Here is a 19,702-nt window from a genome sequence, read left to right on the forward strand (position 1 = left end):
CATCCATCTCCTATATCTTGTAGATTCCATTTGGATTAACCCGTGTCTGCATAACTTCCAAATGCTCTCGAACAATCTTTTCCATTTCGCTTATCGAAAGCGTTCCATCTATCACTAAATCAGAATCAGGTTTGATCGTATCAAGCATTTTCAAGTACGCCCTTCTTCCTTGAGTTTCGTATTGTTTTAATTGCAGCAGGATGTCATCACCTGAACTTCCAGTGAAGTCCCTGGCCATTCTGCGCGTTAATGCGATATCCAATGGAGTGTCTATAAACACGGCTAAATCAATAAACTCTCGCACCTGAGAATGCCGGTAAGCAAAAGGAAAATCCACTAAGACAAAATCGAGTGGTTGTGCCAACAGCTCCACAAGTTCTTTTGTGAGCGGGGTAAGGTCCCATTCCTCCGCATTCGCCCCGTCATCGACCCACTTTAGGACATCCTCAGGTCCCTCCAGTTCAAAGTCATCGAAGAAAAGTGCTTGGGAATTTCCAAGTCGCTGCATTAGATGGCTGGTCAACGTGGTCTTGCCTCCGCCTGAAACACTGCCTATCGCAATAACAAGCGTTGTACCTTTTTCTTTCACAATATCGCTCCGTTCTTGAAACCCCGTACGTGCTTAGAAGAAAAGTGCAGATTAATGTTGTTACTTATGCGAAATAGAAACGAATTTTCTTGCCGCCAAGTCGTCAGCAAGGCCAATATTCACCTTTAAAAAGCTTGGAATTTCTTCGCTGTCCATAATTTCTTGTGTGCTCATCCAGCCAACGCTTGCCACTTCGTCTGGATCTTTCACGAATGGCGCTCCGAATTCATACGAGCAAAGGAACACGATATCGACGACTGGAATGCCGGAATCTGTGACAAATGACGAACTATTGACATAAGCAAGATTCGAAACCGTTACCCCCACTTCTTCCTCGACTTCTCTTATCAATGTCCGTTCCAGAATATCGGTCGAGTTTCCTTCCTGATCTACTTTGCCGCCCACTAAAGCCAACGCACCCGGTGCATGATCTTCTTTGTCGCTTCTCCGTACAATCAGCCACTTTTCATCCTTATAAATTGCACCTTCAACATTTACAGTAAACATCTTCTCAACTCCAGTTTTACCTTCTGATATGTATAGCGCGCTTTTCACGAATAAAACATATGCCCTCATCACTTTAACGGCATTTTTCAGCTCCATTGATTCGAGAAAATAGTTGCTGCCTATCTTTAACTATATCCAATTCCTCCATTTTAATCCAATTAATTTCCTGAATATTATAGTATAATGAAAATACTTGTCTATTAATAATTGAAGCCACCTTTGTTGTAAAAGCGAAGAGGAGTGAAGCGAATGAAACACGCATTGGTCATCGGTGGGACTGGCATGCTTGCGAATGCATGCGTTTGGTTATCGAAAAATGGCTATCAAGTGTCTGTAAACGGCAGAAATCCGGAAAAGATGTAGCGCTTATTGGAACAAAACCCTGCGCAGCTGACACCGGTCTTGATTGACTACACCAAAACCAATGAATTGGCTGAACAAATCCGCTGCATCCAACAAAAAAATGGTCCAATCGAATTAATCGTTGCTTGGGTGCATTCAACCGGACCGCACGTCATTCCTTGTGTACTTGAAATGCTCCCGGTCATTCAGCCCGTGGAATTTTTCCACGTGAATGGCAGTAGTTCAAATTTGAAGGACCTAAAAGCTAAAACAGCAGCACCCAAGCATGTTTTTTATCATCAGATTCAGTTAGGGTTCAAAGTAGAAAATGGAATTTCCCGATGGCTGACAAATGAAGAAATTTCACAAGGCGTCATCGAAGCCGTACGCTCAAGAAAACCCGAATCAGTGATTGGCAAGACTGAACCGTGGGACAAGCGCCCTTAAGCGTTTATCCCATAAAATTCTTAACGATTCCCAAATCACTATCTATAACTCCCACGTTCTCTTAGCCTTCCCAGCCACTTACAAAAACTTTAATCGGATTGATCTCCCTTTTGGACAATTCTTCAAAGCATTGCTCAATTTCCGCATGATTGATCTCGTGCTGAAAAATTTCTTTTACATAAGGCGTGTCCTGCGCCGCTCCATAATACCACTGCGCGTGCTCACGGTAATCCCATCCATCGCTTGACCCCACAATGCGCAATTCCTTCTCAAAGAATTCCGGCTGCAGCGAAAGCGTTTCCTTGTTGCCGTCCGACAGCACACAGATTTCTCCCTGGCTCTTTAGCGCTTGCTGCAAACAAGCAAATCCTTCGGTCATTGCGGAACATTCAATCCCGAAATCATAGAGGTCTTTGGGGCAGTCAGCCGGCGAATAAATCACGTTGACGCCAAACGTTTCCGCAACCTTCCATCGGCTGCGATCGGGTTCGATCACATCCACGTGCTGGACCTTAAAGAAGTTTTTCAAATAATGGACGGCGAGCAACCCCATCGTCCCCATGCCGGTGACCATTACGCGGCTCTGCTTCTCGGGATTCAACTTGCGCACTCCCTTCGCCGCGTCACACGACAAGATGGCCAATAGCGCCGTCCTGGAATCGATGTGTTCAGGGACGGGTAAGGCATTGTCAGCCTTCACAATGCCGAAGTTTTTCTGGCCATAAAAAGCGATGGCTTTGTCGCCAGTTTTCAAAGTGCTCACTGAAGATCCCTTTGCCACAACCTTGCCATAGCTTTCGTAGCCGACTTTGCGCGGATACACAGGGAACGGATCGGCAGCGTCGCTTTGTTCGTATTGCGGCAGTTCGGCACCGATGCTGATTGCTGTGGAGATTGTTTTGATCAGCACTTCATCTTTGCCGAGCGGCGGCAATTCGCTTTCCTGCCATGCCATGTTCCGTTTTCCCATTAACTGCAACGAACGCTGAATCATCTATATACCTCCGTTTCAATATCCCTTTTACTTTTCACTATATCCATTATCTTCTTCCTTCGCCATTTATTTTCCAACTGTTTCAAGTATAATGAAAATAACAAAAACGCACGATAAATGCCCCCAAGATTTATCGTCCATCTGAAAGGAACATCGCTCATGACTATTTGTCCAATTTGATAACCCCTTGATCAAACAGTATCCGCATTAAACTCTTGGGGGATAAGAATCATGAAACTGAATAGAAATTTCCATTTGCTGCTGGCAGGACAGTCTCTTGCTAATACCGGCGACATCTTGTATATCGTCAGCGTCATCTACGCCATCTTTGAATTGACCGGCTCAGCAACTGCAGCAGCTTTTGTGCCTTTTACGATTACCGGTGCCATGTTTGTTTCGAACACGTTAACACCTCTGCTGATGGAGCGCTTCAACTTGAAATGGCTATTGGTAGTATCCCAGTTTGGGAAAACAGCTTTGTTGGTTGTGCTTGCTTTGCTGCTGCCTCAGCTCTCCATGGCAAATTACATTCTGTTGTTCGTCGTGCTGGCTTTGATTGCGCTTCTTGATGGCTGCGCCAATCCAGTCACCCGCTCGCTGATACCTGCTTATGTGGACAACAGCCTGCTCTTGAAAGCGAACAGCATCACCGAATCCGTGACGCAAGGCATTCAGACCGCTATGTGGTTTATCGGCAGCTCCTTGTTGATCTGGTTGGCAGCGGACGAGTTGCTGTGGTTAACAGCGGGATTGTTTTTATTGTCCAGCTTGTTATTAAGCCTTTTGGAGCCTGTCAATCTAAAGCCAATCAAAGAGCAAGGAAGATGGCAGCAAATCACCAAAGGCTGGCGGACAGTATCTTCGACGCCGGTCTTGAAACGCCTTGCCTGGATGGACGTGTTGGAGACAATTGCTGGCACGGTGTGGATTGCCGCCATCCTCTATGTTTTTGTCAGCGACGCCTTATTGGTGAACGAGAAATGGTGGGGCTTTATCAACGGTTCCTTCTTCTTGGGCTTGATCGGTGGCAGCCTCCTTTGCCTGCGCTTTGCCGCATCGATTGAAAAGAACCTCGGCACGTTCATTTTTGCCGGTGCTTTTCTCAGCAGTGCCGTAACGATGCTGTTCGGAATGAATAGTGTGCCATTATTAGCGCTAGCCCTATCTTTTCTTGTCGGCATATTTGGCCAGCTCAAGAACATTCCGCAGCAGACAGTCATCCAGACGAGCGTCCCAAGGGATGCGCTGCCGACCGTTTTCACGACGCTCGGTGCGATCGGCACCGGAACCTTCGGAGTCGCTTCCTTATTGATGGGTGTGCTGGCGGATGCATTCGGCATCCGTGCTGTCTTTATGATAGCTGGCCTGTTGCTGGCAGCAGCCAGCCTGATCGCATTTAAAGGCCGGGTCTTCTTTTGGAAGACTGCGCAAGAATAAGATGAGAACTGAAAACAGGAGGCATCCGGGAATATCCGGCTGCCTCCTGTTTTTTCCGTTAATTAGATACTTTAAAGATACTTGTTATCCGTAATTAAATTAAAAAAATAGACCTTTCATTTCGTCTTTTTTCTGTGCAATCAGCACGTATAACGATGCAGCTGGAAAAAACTTTTCCGTGATGCGCAAACCTGCTGCTGTTATCGCCTCTTCCATTCCGGCTGCCGTGATTCGGGGTGCTTTGTGAAGCGGATCGCCTTTTGGTTCAAGCTCGATGCACACCAGAAAGCCACCTTCTTTGAGAACATTGCTGATCGCGTCCAATGTTGGCGCCAGCGGTTTGATTTCGTGCAGCACAAGCGAGGCGATGACAAGATCGATGGATGCATCCAGCAATGGGATTCCTTCGCTTCCGGCGTGGAGCGGCACAATGTTCGTGATGTGTTCCTCTATCGCTTTTGCCCCAATGATGTCGAGCATGCTTTGATCGATATCCATGGCGTATACCTTCCCATTCACTTTTTTGGATAGCGGTAATGAAAAATAGCCTGTGCCTGCGCCGAAGTCCAACACATTGTCGCTTTGCTGCAATGGAATCTTGCTGAACAATTGCTCTGGCGAAAATTCACCTCTTCGTTCGCGGCTTTCCAAATACGCTATTTTCCCTTTGTGAGGAGGTGTTTCGTGAGGCTTGCTTGAACTTTCATGCATTCTTTCATTCCTCCAAGCGTTCATTTTTTGAATTTCTCCTCGATCAAAGCGGCGTTTACACAGATTGCTGCCATGCTGCCATCGGCTGCTGCCATGATCAGCTGTGACGGCCCTGCCATCAAAGTGTCTCCACAAGCAAACACACCTTCTACATTGGTGCGTTTCATGCCATCCGTTTCGATGCCGCCGAGCGCATTCAGTTTACAGCCCAGCGAGGCACTTATGTCTGACGCCTGTACCCAGTGGGGTGTGAAAAATCCGCCTTCGCGCAATACAGCCGCTCCACTTTCAAATTCGATTTTCTCCAAAGCTCCATGATCGCCAACCAATCTCGCAATTTTTTCTGCGTAAACTTGAATCCCCTTGCTTTCCAAACTGTTCATTTCTTCAGTCGACAACAAAGATTTGCCATTTGTACAGACAATCAAATCATCGGTCCAATTCGACGCGACTTTCGCCAGGTGAAACGCGTTTTCATTCTCCGAAATGACCGCAAGCGGCCGATCCCGCATTTCCCATCCATCACAGAACGGACAGCTGAATAAGCTTTTGCCGTAAAACTCTTCCACTCTCATCGTATCGGGAAGAACTTCTTTAAAGCCGGTTGCCAGAATAAGCTTTTTAGCCAGAAAGACCTTTCCGTCAGTGGCTTTAATCTCAAACAGCCCCTCTTTCTTGCCAACATCCAGTACCCGCTGTTTTTCCACTTTCACGTCCGGGTACTTGCCCAGTTCTTCCTGTGCAATCCTTTTCAACTCTTGCGGGTCGATGCCATCTCTTGTCATAAAGCCATGGGACTCTGAAGTCACCGCATTCCGCGGTTGATTGTCATCAAAAAGAACGGTTTTCCTCCGTGACCGACCCAGAACCAACGCGGCATTGAGCCCAGCCGGACCTCCGCCAATTACTGCACAATCCAGTATCATCGCTTTCCCTCCTTCCAATTTCTATTTTTTATGCTGTGCGGATTCCGCCATTTTTACAATATCGCTGATGAGTGTATTTTCCAGTTCCGCTTTCATGTTTTCTTCCGCCTGCCGCATGGCGTTTTCAATCAGGCAGCCTTCGCCATGATGGATTGAACAATCGAATAAATGCGTGTCTCCTTCAATCGCGTTGATCACATCCAAAAAAGAGATCCGGCTTTTCGACCGGGCAATTTTGTAGCCGCCTTTTACGCCTGTCATTGATTCAATCAATCCTGCTTTGGTCAACTTCGTCAAAATTTTGGACAGGTAGGTAGGCGATAGCTTTTGCATCTCCGCCAATTCCTGAACGCCGATCGTACTCGTTTGCGGCAGCCGCATCAAATGCACCATCGTGTGCAAGGCATAATTCGTTGCATTGGAATATTTCATAGGAGCCTCCTGAGTTTTTATTTTAAAGACATTAAAGACTCTTGTTATCTCTAATTAAATCCAATTTAGCATGCTGGCAAAAATAAGTCAAACTTATGAAGTTCAGTGAAGCTAATGGGCTGAAAGGTGTGTAACTTGTTTAAAGTAACTAGCCGGATGGGTAAACAGAGAAGGTGCATTTAACACGGACCCGCTTTTTATTAACGCATGATAAATAGAACGGGAACCCAAAAGAATGGAGACGATTTTGAATGAAAACCGATTTTTCCAAGATTTATATAAATGGTGAGTGGATTACAGGTTCAAGTGACAACCAAATGAAAAATACAAACCCTTTTACAGGCGAAGAACTGGTCACTACACAAGCAGCCGATAAGAGCGACTTGGATGCTGCCTATAAAGCTGCCGCTGAGGCACAGATTGAATGGGCGAAAGAATTGCCGCAGACCAAACGCGCAGTGATTGAAAAAGCGCTGGAAGTCATGCAGGAAAACAAAGAGCTTATCATCGACTGGCTCGTCAAAGAAGCTGGCAGCACCGTCATCAAAGCAACAGTTGAGTTCGGGGCATCGATCAACATCCTGAAAGAAGCAGCAACCTTCCCATATCGCATGGAAGGCAAGATTCTCCCATCTCAGCAAGCAGGCAAAGAAAACCGTGTGTACCGCAATGCATTGGGTGTCATCGGCATCATCAGCCCTTGGAATTTCCCGTTGCACCTCGCGATTCGTTCTATCGCACCGGCAATCGCTACAGGCAATGCAGTGGTCATTAAACCCGCTACCGACACACCGGTAACCGGCGGTTTACTGTTCGCCAGCATTTTCGAAGCAGCTGGTTTGCCTAAAGGTTTATTGAACGTAGTTGTCGGACGCGGCTCTGAAATTGGCGATGACATCGTTACCCACCCAACACCGCGTTTGATTTCCTTCACTGGTTCAACACCTGTCGGAAAACGCATCGGCGAACTTGCCGGAGGCGCGTTGAAGAAAACAGCATTGGAGCTCGGTGGCAATAACAACTTTATCGTTTTGAACGATGCTGATATCGACCAGGCTGTCGATTCCGCATTGTTTGGAAAATTTTACCATCAGGGCCAGATCTGCATGGCGATTAACCGCATTTTCGTCCACGAGGATATTTACGATAGATTTGCAGAACAGTTTATTGTCCGCGCAGGCAACGTGAAGTTCGGCAATCCAAGGGATCAGGATACCCAAGTCGGGCCGCTGATCAACCGCGGCCAAGTCGACCGGATCCTCAAAGAGATTGAAGCAAGCGTTGAACAAGGAGCAAAATTGCGCCTTGGCGGAAAAGCCGATGGCAATGTCCTTGAGCCAACTGTATTGACAGGCGTCACCAACGACATGCCGCTTGCTGAAAATGAAATATTCGGCCCTGTAGCCATCCTGATTTCTTTCAAAACCGATGAGGAAGTCATTGAAATGGCCAACGCCTATCCGTTCGGATTGAGCGGAGCCGTCCATTCCGCAAACATCAATCACGGCACGAACATCGCCCACCAAATCCACACAGGCATGATCCACGTCAACGACCAACCGGTCAACGACGAGGCGCATATGCCATTTGGCGGCGAAAAAGAATCTGGCCTCGGCCGCTTTAACGGCGAATGGGTGCTTGAAGAGTTCACGACATTGAAATGGCTGTCGGTGCAGCACGAACGCCGCCAGTACGGTGCATTTGTTGATACTACAAAAGAATAATAGCTTAAAGGAAAGATAAAAGCAGAAGACAGCGGGAGAAAATTCCGCTGTCTTCTGCTTTTTTTCATTCAATCGTACGTCCTCTCTCCTTCGCAAACCCTGTCTAGCTTTATAGGAGCACATGAGATCAAAGATAATTTTAGGAAATGATCAAGATTCCATTTTAGTTATATCCACAAGCGGTGCTTCTATGATGTAGCGATCGGGAGCTGCTCCTAAAAATGTAAACGGATAACAGGTGGTCAATGTCAAAACCGGTTTATCCTTTGCAACAATCACGGTTCGGTCTTCCGCAGCGGTCACCCAGGTCCGTTTTATTTTATACTCATACTGCACGTCTTCAAATTGCACGTACATTTTATCGCCCACATCCAAGTCGCCAAGTTCACGAAAAACCGTATCCCTGTGGCCAGAAAGCACTGTATGGCGTTGCCCGTCTGGAGGTGTGGTGAATTTTCCAACATGATAACCGACCCCTTGAGTTAACGTCTCATCATCCGTCCCCCAAAACAATGGGTACTTCTTATCGAGGGAAGGAATCAGCAGCCAGCCTATTTTTTCTCCGCGTTCGTATTCCTCGTAGTTTCGCTGTTTTTGTTCTGCCGTTTTTTCAACTTTTTTTGAAGAGAGAATGGCTTTTTCTTTAAGAGGGTCTTCCCACTTGCCAGCCGGTCTGTCTTCCTTGATATGCGCCTTAACATCGATGCTGCCGCTTTCTACTTTGTCAATTTCAACAGCTTTTGCAATATCATTTTCATCAATGGATTCACGGCCTGAAGACATTTCTGAAAGCCATACATAACCGTTCCAACTGGCGAACAACACCCCCGCTAATATGAGCATCACTCCAAATTTTCGTCTCAATGCCTTTCACTCCCATTAAACAAATAGAATAGGACTCTTTTTCATCTTCTCATTTCCATTAACGAACTCTACAGCTTTCGAAAAGTTTATCAGTTTGTGAACTGTAAAATACAGAAAAGGTTTACCAAGGATATAACTATTTTCGTTACCCTATAACTTATTATATGGAAAATTTAGGTCTTCAGACAGGATTTCATGTTCATTTTATCAGAAAATTCACATTTTTAAGATTAATGTGTTGTATAATATGGTATCGCCTACGGGCGAAATTTGCAAGAAGGAGATTGATATATGAAAAAACGCATGGCTTTACCATTAGCTTCAGTATTGGCAGTCGCAGGGTTTGCCGGATCGGTTTTTGCTGCACATGAAGGCCAGCAATTTATGGCGGAAATGACGCCAGACCAGGAACCGGCGGAAGTTGAAAGCAACGCAACCGGAGACGCAACTGTAAAATTCAGCGAAGATGGCATGTCTTTGGAATTTACGGTAAATGCCGATGGATTGGACAACACAGTTGCTGGCCATTTTCATAGCGGCCCCCCTGGAGAGAATGGACCGGTAGAATTATTGTTATTTGAAAATGCAGAACCGATGGATTACGACGGTGAAGTTGCAACTGGCACTCTAACAGAAGCCGACCTTGCGGGGGATATGAACTGGAGTGATTTCACGAAAGCGATGGTCGCAGGTGATATCTATGTAAACCTCCATACAGAGCAGTATCCTGAAGGCGAAATTCGCGGTCAAGTAGAAATGGCTGGTGAAGAAATGCCAACTACTGCTTCTAATGGCCCTCTTTACACAATGATTGGGATGCTTTTGGCATTAGCGGGCGGAATCATGCTCCTTGGCCGAAGCAATAAGAAAACTGCATAGTTGATTCTTTCGAAAAGCTGAACTCCTACTTGATCTGTCATTCATCTATGATCCAAGTTCAGCTTTTTTTATATTGCTTAAAACTTATCCACTAAGATGAACTTTTGTGTTTCAAGGATGCTTAGGCAAAATAGCAACAAAAAAACGCCAAAACCTAAAGTATAGGTTTTGGCGTTTTCGTAAAATCCTTTTTCTCCAAAATGGAGACGGCGGGAGTCGAACCCGCGTCCAGAAACTCCGCTACTTGAGCGTCTACGCGTGTAGCTTACTTATTAGGGTTTCATGCCTCAATCTGCCAATAAGCGGGCGTCCTGGGCACTAACTTGAGAATCTCTTGCATGCAGCTCAAGTGGCACTGCCTGCCGTATCCCACTAAAGTTGAGCTTTACCTAGCCACATGGGCGATAGATAGATAAAGCAGATCCGAGCTTACGCTGCGAATGCTAGGTTTTGGTTTGTTTTGCCAGTTGTTATAATCGCGTTTTTACGGAGCCGACCCTCCGACGCGCAACCCAAGCCCAGATCATCCCTGTCGAATCCGTAACGTCCCCTCATATTAAAGGAACACGGAAAGGCGATCAGCCTTAAGTGCTATACCATCAGTATAAGACAAGATTGGTCAGACATCAAGCTTTAACGGCTGCGTTCTTTCATCGCACGGTCAATTTCCCGTTTCGCATCTTTCTTTTTCAGGTCCTGGCGCTTATCATAGTTCTTCTTCCCTTTACCGACGCCAAGCAACACTTTCGCGTAGCCGTCTTTCAGGTACATTTTCAACGGGATGATTGCCGCTCCCTGAATTTTCGACACGCCGATCAATTCGTTGATCTGCTTTTTATGCATTAGCAATTTGCGGACTCTCGTCGGATCGTGGTTAAAGATATTGCCTTGTTCGTAAGGTGCGATATGCATATTGGAAATCCACGCTTCACCGTTCCGGATCCGGACAAATGCATCCACCAGCTGGACCTTGCCATTGCGGGCAGATTTGATTTCTGTTCCTTGCAACACAATTCCGGCCTCAATTGTTTCTTCGATTGCATAATCGAATCCGGCTTTTTTGTTCTGGGCTATTACTTTCCCGTCACCCTTCGCCATAATATTTCACCTCATAATTGATCTGAAAAGAGCGGCCTGAAAGCCGCATCTTTACTTTTTCTTTTTGGCTCCCTGTTTAGCGGCGCCTTCATAGAACTTTTTCTTCTGGCTCTTCGGTTTGCGCCCTGGAGCGGCTCCCGGTTTGCTTCCCGGTTTTCCGCCGCCTGGCTTGCCGCCTCGGCCTTTTCCTTTATCGTCTCCGTCCCGTTTGCCGGCACGGATCACTTTCGGTGCATCTCGGCTTGTACGGCGCTTGCTTTGCGGCATGCCGACAATTTCGAAATCGATCGAAGATTCCTCAGGTTTCACTCCGATTACTTTGATCTGGATTTCATCGCCGATGCGGAATTGGCGGTTTGTGCGTTCACCGATCATCATCATTTGGCGGTCGTCGAAACGGTAGAAATCATCCGTCATATTAGAAACGTGGACCAAGCCTTCAATCGTATTCGGCAATTCGATAAACAAGCCGAAATTCGTCACAGACGAAATGATGCCTTCGAATTCTTCGCCAATTTTATCAGCCATATACTGAGATTTCTTCAAAGCATCCGTATCGCGTTCAGCATCAACAGCACGGCGTTCGCGCAACGATGTGTGTTCAGCGATGTCAGCCATATTCGCATCCCAATGCATGATTGTCGATTTCGACAAGTCTTTATTGATCAAATACGTACGGATCAAGCGGTGGATGATCAAATCCGGATAACGGCGAATTGGTGAGGTGAAATGCGTATAAAACTCACTCGCAAGACCGAAATGCCCTACGCTGTCTGCCGAATACTTCGCTTGCTGCATTGAGCGCAGCATCATCGTCGAAACAACCGCTTCTTCTGGAGAATCTTTTATCGAATTGATGATTTCCTGAAGCGCACTCGGTTCGACTTGCGTCCCGCTGCCTTTAACAACGATACCGAAGTTTGTAATGAATTCAAAGAAACGCTGAAGTTTTTCCGGCTTCGGATCTTCGTGGATCCGGTAAAGAGATGGCACTTCCATGCGATGGAAATGTTCAGCGATTGTTTCATTGGCAGCCAACATGAACTCTTCGATCAAACGCTCAGAAACCGTCCGTTCACGGACAACGACGTCAATTGGATAGCCTTCTTCATCGACAAGTACTTTCGCTTCCTTGAAATCGAAATCGATTGCCCCACGGCGCATGCGGCGTCCACGAAGAACCTCCGCCAAATCTTTCATCAATTCGAACATCGGCACAAGCTCGGAGTACTTCTCTTTTAATTCCGGGTTATCAGTTTCCAATATTTCATAGACGTCCGTGTACGTCATGCGCGCTGAAGTGTTGATGACACTTTGGAAAATGTCATGCGACAAAACTTCGCCCATATCGTTGAAAATCATCTCACACGATAGCGTCAAGCGGTCCACTTGCGGATTAAGCGAACAGATGCCGTTCGATAGGCGGTGCGGAATCATCGGAATAACACGGTCTGTCAGATAAATGCTCGTCGCCCGGTCGTAAGCTTCGCGGTCAATCGGCGAACCTTCCGTCACGTAATGGCTGACATCGGCAATATGGACCCCTAATTTATACGTTCCGTCTTCCAATTTCACCACTTGTACAGCATCATCAAGATCTTTCGCGTCGGCGCCATCAATCGTCACGATCTGCTCCCCGCGCAAGTCGCGGCGATTGTTCAAGTCAGCTGGATCGATTTCTTCCGGCACGTCATTCGCTTGGTCTAGAACATCCTGCGGGAATTCAGTTTCAATGCCGTGCTTATGGATAATCGACAAAATGTCGACGCCTGGATCATTTTTATGGCCAAGGATCTGAGACACCATGCCTGTTGCGGACTTGCGTCCTTCCGGCCATCCCGTGATTTCAACCACGACTTTATGGCCGTCCACTGCACCAAGCGTATCGTCTTTGGCAATAAAGACATCCATGTTCATCTTTTTATCATCCGGTACGACAAAACCGAAACCGCGGTTATCCTGGAACGTGCCGACCACTTTCGTCGTGCCGCGCTCCAAAATGCGAATAATCGCGCCTTCACGGCGGTCGCCTGACGAGCCTTCTGACACGCGGATCATGACTTTATCGCCATTCACTGCCCCGTTCACTTCTGTTGGCGGAATAAAGACATCGTCCATACCCGGCTCTTCCGATGCTACAAAGCCGAAGCCTTTTGCGTGGCCGATAAATTTCCCGCGCATCAAATTCATACGCTCAGGTACGCCATAACGGTCAGCGCGCGAGCGCACCAGCATCCCTTTTTCTTCAAGTTTAACCAGTGTTTTCACAAGTTCCTTAAACTCGTCTGCATCTTCAAAACCGAATTGTTCTTCAATTTCTTGTACGGTTAACGGCTTGTATGCATCTTCACGCATAAACGCCAATAATCGCTGTTCAAGCGACATTTCATTGTTACTCATTCCCAATTCCTCCTATTCGAAATCTCACTCGCTCCAATCGAGCGATTCAAGAAATTCTAAAATATCTTTGTGCAATTGTTCTTTCTCTTTATCGAGTGTGATGACGTGTCCCGATTTTTCGTACCATTTGATGTGTTTCTGGATCGATTCTGCCTGGTCATAGATGACATTTGCAGAATCGGTATCGATGACATCATCCAATGAGCCTTGGACTACAAGGAGCGGTGCGTAAATATGATCCACCTGTCCACGAACTTCTTGAATCAGTTCCCGGAGATATTGCAGAGATTCCATCGGGCGCTCCTGGAACTTCTTCATTTCCTCTTCGATAAGTGCATCGTCTTTTCCTTCATATTTCTTGTATTCACGCGCATATTGCAACACGCCCTCGTACATCAAATCAGTCGTTTTCATGTACATGGGGGCGCACATTGTTACAAGGCCCTTTATTGGAAATGTATACCCTATCTTCAGGGCGAATACGCCACCAAGCGACAATCCGGCTACTGCGATTTCTTCATAGCCTTCTTCTTTCAATTGCTTTAATGCCGATTCGACATCTTGCCACCAGTCTTCTGGACCTGTTGGAATCAGTTTTTCAGGTTCGACACCATGCCCTGCGTAATGAGGTGCGATAGACGTATAGCCATTTTTCTCCAGGAAGCGGCCAAGCATTCTGACATCCGCTGAATTCCCTGTAAAGCCGTGCAATAACAGGACCGCTCTGGGGCCTGCTTTAAAGAAAAATGGTTTTGGCTGCGAAACTCGCATAAAGATCCTCCATTCATTTTTTCAGTTTTCATTGAACACTTCAAGTATAGGCTACTGTACAGTTGTTATATAAGTTGAACTAATCAATGATCATAGTCGATATTCCGCAAAACAGCTACGCTTGCCGCGGGCAAGACTTACCCGAAGCCTGCGAGGGCAAGTCTTTGCGACGAAGTGCGCAGCACTGCAACGCACTTTAATGTCTCGAAGCTAGCGCAGCGATGCAGAGACAGGAGCAGTACGGTTTTCTCCGTTGTTTTGCTCCATATCGAGAGATATCTTAGCGCGGCGCGTCTAGCCCAAAGCGTCCGAAGCGTTTTTCAACATATACTTCTTTACTTCAACTTGTTTAGGTAAGTATTATTATATCGTTATAAAAAGAAAACGCCTAACCAGTGAAATGGTCAGGCGATTTAAACGTCTACATTAAGCTTTAGTTACGGCAATAGCCAAAATAAAGAATAAGGCAGCAAGTACAATCGTTACCCGATGAAGGACCAAGTCTACTCCACGAGCTTTTTGCTTGCCGAAAAGTTGCTCTGCTCCACCGGAGATGGCTCCTGAAAGACCTGCACTTTTTCCTGATTGCAATAATACAACAACAATTAAAGCGAGCGATACGATGACCAATAATGTCATTAACAACGTATGCATAAATTCCACCTCCTGAAAAGAACTTTCACAACAAGACCTAGTTTACCAAAAACTTAGAAATATGACAATAGCAATAGAAGAAAGCTGCAGCTAAAGCCTTATTTCTTTAAGTTGTAGAAAGTTTTCAACCCAAGGTATTGTGCTGAATCGTTAAGCTGGTCTTCGATGCGCAGCAATTGGTTGTATTTCGCTACACGGTCAGTACGTGAAGGAGCACCTGTTTTGATTTGGCCGGCATTTGTTGCAACTGCGATATCCGCAATCGTCACATCTTCCGATTCGCCTGAACGATGGCTGATTACAGCCGTATAGCCCGCGCGTTTAGCCATTTCAATTGCATCAAACGTTTCTGTCAATGTACCGATTTGGTTCACTTTGATCAAGATCGAGTTTGATACGCCTTCTTCGATTCCTTGAGCCAGTTTTTTCGTATTCGTTACGAACAAATCATCGCCGACCAATTGGACTTTGCCGCCGATGCGCTCAGTCAATAATTTGTGGCCAGCCCAGTCGTTTTCATCCAAGCCGTCTTCGATTGAAATGATCGGGTATTTTTCGCAAAGTTCCGCGTACCAGTCGACCATTTCAGCAGAAGTTTTAACCGTGTTATCGCCTGGCAGGTTATAAACGCCTTTTTCTTTATCATACAATTCAGATGAAGCGACATCCATTGCCAGCAATACGTCTTCGCCTGGCTTGTAGCCCGCTTTTTCAATTGCTTCCATGATAGTCGACAAAGCTTCTTCGTTTGAACCAAGGTTCGGCGCAAATCCGCCTTCGTCGCCGACTGAAGTGTTATAGCCTTTTTCTTTCAAAACAATTTTCAGGTTATGGAAAATTTCTGCGCCCATTTGCACGGCATCGCGGAAAGTTTTAGCACCGACTGGCATTACCATGAATTCCTGGATATCGACATTGTTGTCCGCGTGTTCGCCGCCGTTCAAAATGTTCATCATCGGCACCGGTAATTGCTTCGCGTTAAAGCCGCCTAAGTATTGGTATAAAGGAATATCCAAGTAATCTGAAGCCGCGTGTGCGACAGCCATGGAAACGCCAAGGATTGCATTTGCGCCTAAACGCCCTTTGTTTTCTGTGCCGTCAAGTTCAATCATCGCCTGATCGATTGCAATTTGTTCAAGCACTGTGAATTTCCCTTCGATTTCAGCAGCGATTTCATTATTTACGTGGTCAACAGCTTTTAATACACCTTTTCCAAGGTAACGGCTTTTATCGCCATCGCGAAGTTCTACAGCTTCATGCTCTCCAGTTGACGCGCCAGAAGGTACGATTGCTCGACCGAATGCACCGCTTTCTGTGAAGACTTCTACTTCAACAGTAGGATTTCCTCGTGAATCTAGTACTTCGCGTGCAAGAATGTCAGTGATAATCGGCATTAAAAACAGCTCCCTTAGTTTAGAATAATGGTTTTCCGGTCATTTCTACCGGTTGGTCAACGTTCAATAATTTCAAGACAGTCGGTGCCAAATCGGCAAGAATACCGTCATTTCTTAGTACAACGCCTGGTTTTGTAACGATTAATGGTACTTTGTTCGTCGTATGCGCCGTCATTGGCTTGCCTTCTAACGTCAATACTTCATCCGCATTGCCGTGGTCGGCTGTGATAACTGCGGCGCCGCCTTTTGCATGCAGCGCTTCGACGATTCTGCCGAGGCATTCATCGACAACTTCGATAGCTCGGATTGTCGGCACCAGCATTCCGCTGTGGCCCACCATATCCGGATTTGCAAAGTTCAAGATAATCGCATCAAACGCATCATCATGGATCTCCTGCAACAATTGGTCCGTCACTTCATAAGCGCTCATTTCCGGTTTGAGGTCATAAGTCGCTACTTTCGGTGAATCAACCAAAATCCGTTTTTCACCTGGAAATACATCTTCGCGCCCGCCGCTCATAAAGAACGTAACGTGCGGGTACTTTTCGGTTTCGGCAATGCGCAATTGGCGCAAGCCGTTTTCCGACAACACTTCCCCGATTGTCTGTTCCAGATTCAACGTGTCGAATGCAACACGCGTAGGCAGCTCATCGGTGTAGCTGGTAAATGTAACAAATGTCAGGTTTTGCGGTTTATTCGGCCCTTGTGGAAAGTTATTGAAATCTTCTTTTACAAATGCCGAAGTCAATTGAGTGGCACGGTCGGGACGGAAATTGAAGAACAGGACAGAATCGCCCTTTTTAATCGTGCCCACCGGTACGCCGTTCTCGGTCACCGCGAAAGGCAAGACGAATTCGTCATTAGCGCCTGTATCATACGATTTGGCAATTCCTTCGCTCGCGCTTTCCGCTGCTCCGCCGACGCCATCGACAAGCACGCGGTAAGCAAGTTCAACCCGCTCCCAGCGGTTGTCGCGGTCCATGGCGTAATAGCGTCCACTAATGGAAGCGAACTTGCCAATGCCGATTTCAGCCATTTTGTGCTCAGTTTCTTGCACATATTGCAATGCTGTCTGAGGGCCGACATCGCGTCCATCCAGGAATCCGTGTACGTAAACTTCAGTCAACCCGTGCTGTTTCGCTAGTTTCAATAACGCAAATAAGTGTTCAAAATGGCTGTGGACGCCGCCATCAGACAACAACCCCATCAAATGCAGTGCAGTGCCATTTTGCTTGGCATTCGCAACAGCTTCCAAGAATGCTGGATTGCCGAAGAAATCACCGTCCTTGATCGATTTATGGATACGCGTCAAGTTCTGATAGACAATCCGTCCGGCGCCGATATTCAAGTGGCCGACTTCAGAATTGCCCATTTGCCCTTCCGGCAAGCCGACCGCTTCACCAGATGCCGTCAGCAAGCCGTGCGGATACTTATTCCACAAATGGTCAAAATTCGGTTTTTTCGCCTGAGCTACTGCGTTGCCGAAGTTTTCTGCCCGGAAGCCGAAACCGTCTAAGATAATCAACGCTACTGGATATTCTGTATTACGCATGCAATCCCGCCTCTAGCAATTTCACATAAGACTCCGCTTCCAGGCTCGCTCCGCCGACTAATGCGCCATCGATATGCTCCATGCCCATCAATTCCTCGATGTTCGCTGGTTTCACACTGCCGCCGTATTGGATGCGTACTTGCTGTGCTGTATTTTCATCGTATAACGATGCCACTTTTTTGCGGATAATGCCGCATACTTCATTGGCATCTTCTGCTGTGGCGGTTTTGCCGGTGCCAATTGCCCAGATCGGTTCGTAAGCGATGACCGTTTGAGCTGCTTGGTCCGCTGACAAGCCTTTCAGTCCTTCAGCCACTTGCTGTTCGACGACGTCGCCTGTAGAACCGCTTTCCCGCTGCTCCAAGCTTTCGCCGACGCACATGATCGGGGTAATGCCGTATGCAAACGCGGCATGCACTTTTTTGTTTACTGAAGCGTCAGTTTCGTTGAAATACTGGCGGCGCTCCGAATGGCCGATAATGGCGTATTGGATGCCAAGATCCGCTAATTGCACAGGGCTGATTTCGCCGGTGAACGCTCCTTCTTTTTCTTCGTGCATCGTCTGCGCCCCTAGTTGAAGCGGGCTGCCTTCCGCTGCTGTTGCCAGCTGCTGAAGAAACAGCGCCGGCGCACAAATAACTGAATCGACTTTGTCCGCGTCCGGCGCGAGGCCTTTCACTTCTTCGACAAATTGTTTTGCTTCAGAAAAAGTTTTATACATTTTCCAGTTTCCCGCTATAATCGGCTTTCTCAACAAAACCACTCCTTCTATTTATCGGTTAATGCAGTAACGCCAGGCAAATCTTTGCCTTCCATAAACTCAAGGGAAGCACCGCCGCCCGTAGAGATATGGTCCATTTTGTCGGCTACGTTGAATTTCTCGACAGCCGCTGCAGAGTCTCCTCCGCCGATAATCGTATAGGCTTCTGTTTCCGCCATCGCCTGAGCGACGGATTTGGTGCCATTTTCGAATGAGCTCATTTCAAACACGCCCATAGGCCCGTTCCAGATCACCAGCTTCGAATTTTTGATGACATCCGCATAGGTTTTAGCGGTTTCAGGTCCGATATCGAGGCCCATCCAGTCAGAAGGAATTTCTGAAATCCCTACAACTTTTGTTTCGCCGTCATTTAAAAATTCTTTTGCCACTACGACATCGACTGGCATGTATAAGTTGACGCCTTTTTCCTTCGCTTTTTCAATGAAGGATTTGGCGAGGTCGATCTTGTCTTCCTCAAGAAGTGAGTTTCCGACTTCATTGCCTTGCGCTTTGCTGAACGTATAAGACAAGCCGCCGCCGATAATCAGATTATCGACTTTATCCAAAAGATGGTCGATGACACCAATTTTATCTTTGACTTTGGCTCCACCGATGATTGCCGTAAACGGACGTTCCGGTTCAGACAATGCTTTGCCGAGGACATCCAATTCCTTTTCCAGCAACAGGCCGGATATAGCGGTCAGATGCTCTGCGATGCCAGCTGTCGACGCGTGCGCACGATGTGCTGCGCCAAACGCATCATTGACGAAAAGGTCTGCCAGCGATGCGAATGCTTTTGCGAGTTCAGGATCATTTTTTTCTTCACCTTCATGGAAGCGAACATTTTCAAGCAGAATAACATCTCCTTCGGCCATTGCCGAAATTTCCTGCTCCACTCCTCCCCCGATCGATTCATCGAGGCTCTTAACTTGTTTATGTAATAATTCGGTTAACCTGACTCCTGCTGCTGCCAGTCTCATGTCTTCGTTGACTGCGCCTTTCGGGCGGCCTAAATGACTTGCCAAAATAACTTTTGCCCCGTTCTCGACCAAATATTCAATCGTTGGGACAGCTGCGCGAATCCGTGTGTCGTCTGTCACTTTTCCTTCAGACATCGGCACATTAAAATCCACTCGGCAAAATACGCGTTTCCCTTTTAAGTCCACGTCTTTCATGGTCATTTTCTTCAACATGAAAATCCTCCCGTTCATATAAAAAAAT

General features: G+C 46.8%; 19 protein-coding genes and 1 other RNA gene. 4 read left to right on the forward strand and 16 right to left on the reverse strand.

Features of this window, described 5'->3' with window-relative positions; translation table 11 throughout:
* Window positions 1-10 precede the first annotated feature (10 nt).
* Both AC4EHB_RS15085 and AC4EHB_RS15090 read right to left on the reverse strand, forming a co-directional pair.
* Window positions 11-589 (reverse strand): nucleoside/nucleotide kinase family protein, encoded by a 579-nt coding sequence (locus AC4EHB_RS15085; RefSeq protein WP_490981953.1) that lies wholly within the window; start codon window positions 587-589, stop codon window positions 11-13.
* A gap of 60 nt (window positions 590-649) precedes the next feature.
* Window positions 650-1,096 (reverse strand): NUDIX domain-containing protein, encoded by a 447-nt coding sequence (locus tag AC4EHB_RS15090; protein WP_490976477.1) that lies wholly within the window; start codon window positions 1,094-1,096, stop codon window positions 650-652.
* Window positions 1,097-1,465: 369 nt separating this feature from the next.
* Between AC4EHB_RS15090 and AC4EHB_RS15095 the strand changes: the two genes are divergently transcribed.
* A complete protein-coding gene (locus AC4EHB_RS15095; RefSeq protein WP_490981954.1) occupies window positions 1,466-1,885 on the forward strand; it encodes a Rossmann-fold NAD(P)-binding domain-containing protein in 420 nt (139 codons plus the stop codon).
* 61 nt (window positions 1,886-1,946) lie between these two features.
* Here the strand turns inward: AC4EHB_RS15095 and AC4EHB_RS15100 are convergent, their stop codons facing one another.
* The gene (locus tag AC4EHB_RS15100) at window positions 1,947-2,879 is read right to left on the reverse strand and encodes a zinc-dependent alcohol dehydrogenase (RefSeq protein ID WP_490981955.1); all 933 of its coding nucleotides are present in this window, start codon (window positions 2,877-2,879) and stop codon (window positions 1,947-1,949) included.
* A gap of 231 nt (window positions 2,880-3,110) precedes the next feature.
* Between AC4EHB_RS15100 and AC4EHB_RS15105 the strand changes: the two genes are divergently transcribed.
* Window positions 3,111-4,316, forward strand: a complete 1,206-nt coding sequence (locus tag AC4EHB_RS15105) for an MFS transporter (protein ID WP_490981956.1) — start codon at window positions 3,111-3,113, stop codon at window positions 4,314-4,316.
* 99 nt (window positions 4,317-4,415) lie between these two features.
* Here the strand turns inward: AC4EHB_RS15105 and AC4EHB_RS15110 are convergent, their stop codons facing one another.
* Genes AC4EHB_RS15110 through AC4EHB_RS15120 form a run of 3 tightly spaced genes read right to left on the reverse strand, consistent with a single transcriptional unit; the run spans window position 4,416 to window position 6,385 of the window.
* Window positions 4,416-5,027 carry a class I SAM-dependent methyltransferase gene (locus tag AC4EHB_RS15110; RefSeq protein WP_490981957.1) on the reverse strand — a complete coding sequence of 204 codons (612 nt, stop codon included), beginning with the start codon at window positions 5,025-5,027 and terminating at the stop codon, window positions 4,416-4,418.
* A gap of 20 nt (window positions 5,028-5,047) precedes the next feature.
* A complete protein-coding gene (locus tag AC4EHB_RS15115) occupies window positions 5,048-5,953 on the reverse strand; it encodes an NAD(P)/FAD-dependent oxidoreductase (protein ID WP_490981958.1) in 906 nt (301 codons plus the stop codon).
* A 21-nt stretch (window positions 5,954-5,974) separates the two neighbouring features.
* Complete coding sequence (locus AC4EHB_RS15120) at window positions 5,975-6,385, reverse strand: Rrf2 family transcriptional regulator (protein ID WP_490976471.1); 411 nt, start codon at window positions 6,383-6,385, stop codon at window positions 5,975-5,977.
* Between the two features lie 251 nt (window positions 6,386-6,636).
* Between AC4EHB_RS15120 and AC4EHB_RS15125 the strand changes: the two genes are divergently transcribed.
* A complete protein-coding gene (locus tag AC4EHB_RS15125; RefSeq protein WP_490981959.1) occupies window positions 6,637-8,109 on the forward strand; it encodes an aldehyde dehydrogenase family protein in 1,473 nt (490 codons plus the stop codon).
* A 150-nt stretch (window positions 8,110-8,259) separates the two neighbouring features.
* Here AC4EHB_RS15125 and AC4EHB_RS15130 read toward each other — a convergent pair whose 3' ends face one another.
* Complete coding sequence (locus AC4EHB_RS15130) at window positions 8,260-8,973, reverse strand: class D sortase (RefSeq protein WP_490981960.1); 714 nt, start codon at window positions 8,971-8,973, stop codon at window positions 8,260-8,262.
* A gap of 291 nt (window positions 8,974-9,264) precedes the next feature.
* Here AC4EHB_RS15130 and AC4EHB_RS15135 point away from each other — a divergent pair, with 291 nt between their 5' ends.
* Entirely contained in the window at window positions 9,265-9,852 is a 588-nt protein-coding gene (locus AC4EHB_RS15135) for a CHRD domain-containing protein (protein ID WP_490976468.1), read from the forward strand.
* Window positions 9,853-10,050: 198 nt separating this feature from the next.
* Here AC4EHB_RS15135 and ssrA read toward each other — a convergent pair.
* The 9 genes from ssrA to AC4EHB_RS15180 all read right to left on the reverse strand — a co-directional run bounded on the left by ssrA (window position 10,051) and on the right by AC4EHB_RS15180 (window position 19,671).
* Window positions 10,051-10,403: a transfer-messenger RNA gene (ssrA, locus tag AC4EHB_RS15140) on the reverse strand.
* An 82-nt stretch (window positions 10,404-10,485) separates the two neighbouring features.
* Complete coding sequence (smpB, locus tag AC4EHB_RS15145; RefSeq protein WP_490976467.1) at window positions 10,486-10,950, reverse strand: SsrA-binding protein SmpB; 465 nt, start codon at window positions 10,948-10,950, stop codon at window positions 10,486-10,488.
* Window positions 10,951-11,001: 51 nt separating this feature from the next.
* Window positions 11,002-13,350, reverse strand: a complete 2,349-nt coding sequence (gene rnr / locus AC4EHB_RS15150; protein ID WP_490981961.1) for a ribonuclease R — start codon at window positions 13,348-13,350, stop codon at window positions 11,002-11,004.
* Window positions 13,351-13,374: 24 nt separating this feature from the next.
* Entirely contained in the window at window positions 13,375-14,121 is a 747-nt protein-coding gene (locus tag AC4EHB_RS15155) for an alpha/beta hydrolase (protein WP_490981962.1), read from the reverse strand.
* Between the two features lie 426 nt (window positions 14,122-14,547).
* Window positions 14,548-14,775: a preprotein translocase subunit SecG gene (gene secG / locus AC4EHB_RS15160; RefSeq protein WP_490976464.1), complete on the reverse strand. Its 228-nt coding sequence runs from the start codon at window positions 14,773-14,775 to the stop codon at window positions 14,548-14,550.
* Window positions 14,776-14,873: 98 nt separating this feature from the next.
* A complete protein-coding gene (gene eno, locus AC4EHB_RS15165; protein ID WP_490976463.1) occupies window positions 14,874-16,169 on the reverse strand; it encodes a phosphopyruvate hydratase in 1,296 nt (431 codons plus the stop codon).
* 19 nt (window positions 16,170-16,188) lie between these two features.
* Complete coding sequence (gene gpmI, locus AC4EHB_RS15170) at window positions 16,189-17,721, reverse strand: 2,3-bisphosphoglycerate-independent phosphoglycerate mutase (protein WP_490981963.1); 1,533 nt, start codon at window positions 17,719-17,721, stop codon at window positions 16,189-16,191.
* Complete coding sequence (gene tpiA, locus AC4EHB_RS15175; RefSeq protein WP_490976461.1) at window positions 17,714-18,475, reverse strand: triose-phosphate isomerase; 762 nt, start codon at window positions 18,473-18,475, stop codon at window positions 17,714-17,716. The genes gpmI and tpiA overlap by 8 nt, the downstream gene beginning before the upstream one ends.
* Before the next feature lie 14 nt (window positions 18,476-18,489).
* On the reverse strand, window positions 18,490-19,671 hold the full coding sequence (locus tag AC4EHB_RS15180) for a phosphoglycerate kinase (RefSeq protein ID WP_490982028.1): 1,182 nt from the start codon (window positions 19,669-19,671) through the stop codon (window positions 18,490-18,492).
* Window positions 19,672-19,702 lie beyond the last annotated feature (31 nt).

Source organism: Planococcus sp. TJ-302, assembly GCF_058268455.1.

Excerpts from the sequence above, each read along its gene's own strand:
- AC4EHB_RS15090 (WP_490976477.1), bottom strand. The coding sequence starts at position 1,096 with ATGTTTACTGTAAATGTTGAAGGTGCAATTTATAAGGATGAAAAGTGG.
- AC4EHB_RS15100 (WP_490981955.1), bottom strand. The coding sequence starts at position 2,879 with ATGATTCAGCGTTCGTTGCAGTTAATGGGAAAACGGAACATGGCATGG.
- AC4EHB_RS15105 (WP_490981956.1), top strand. The coding sequence starts at position 3,111 with ATGAAACTGAATAGAAATTTCCATTTGCTGCTGGCAGGACAGTCTCTT.
- AC4EHB_RS15110 (WP_490981957.1), bottom strand. The coding sequence starts at position 5,027 with ATGCATGAAAGTTCAAGCAAGCCTCACGAAACACCTCCTCACAAAGGG.
- AC4EHB_RS15115 (WP_490981958.1), bottom strand. The coding sequence starts at position 5,953 with ATGATACTGGATTGTGCAGTAATTGGCGGAGGTCCGGCTGGGCTCAAT.
- AC4EHB_RS15120 (WP_490976471.1), bottom strand. The coding sequence starts at position 6,385 with ATGAAATATTCCAATGCAACGAATTATGCCTTGCACACGATGGTGCAT.
- AC4EHB_RS15125 (WP_490981959.1), top strand. The coding sequence starts at position 6,637 with ATGAAAACCGATTTTTCCAAGATTTATATAAATGGTGAGTGGATTACA.
- AC4EHB_RS15135 (WP_490976468.1), top strand. The coding sequence starts at position 9,265 with ATGAAAAAACGCATGGCTTTACCATTAGCTTCAGTATTGGCAGTCGCA.
- smpB (WP_490976467.1), bottom strand. The coding sequence starts at position 10,950 with ATGGCGAAGGGTGACGGGAAAGTAATAGCCCAGAACAAAAAAGCCGGA.
- rnr (WP_490981961.1), bottom strand. The coding sequence starts at position 13,350 with ATGAGTAACAATGAAATGTCGCTTGAACAGCGATTATTGGCGTTTATG.
- AC4EHB_RS15155 (WP_490981962.1), bottom strand. The coding sequence starts at position 14,121 with ATGCGAGTTTCGCAGCCAAAACCATTTTTCTTTAAAGCAGGCCCCAGA.
- secG (WP_490976464.1), bottom strand. The coding sequence starts at position 14,775 with ATGCATACGTTGTTAATGACATTATTGGTCATCGTATCGCTCGCTTTA.
- eno (WP_490976463.1), bottom strand. The coding sequence starts at position 16,169 with ATGCCGATTATCACTGACATTCTTGCACGCGAAGTACTAGATTCACGA.
- gpmI (WP_490981963.1), bottom strand. The coding sequence starts at position 17,721 with ATGCGTAATACAGAATATCCAGTAGCGTTGATTATCTTAGACGGTTTC.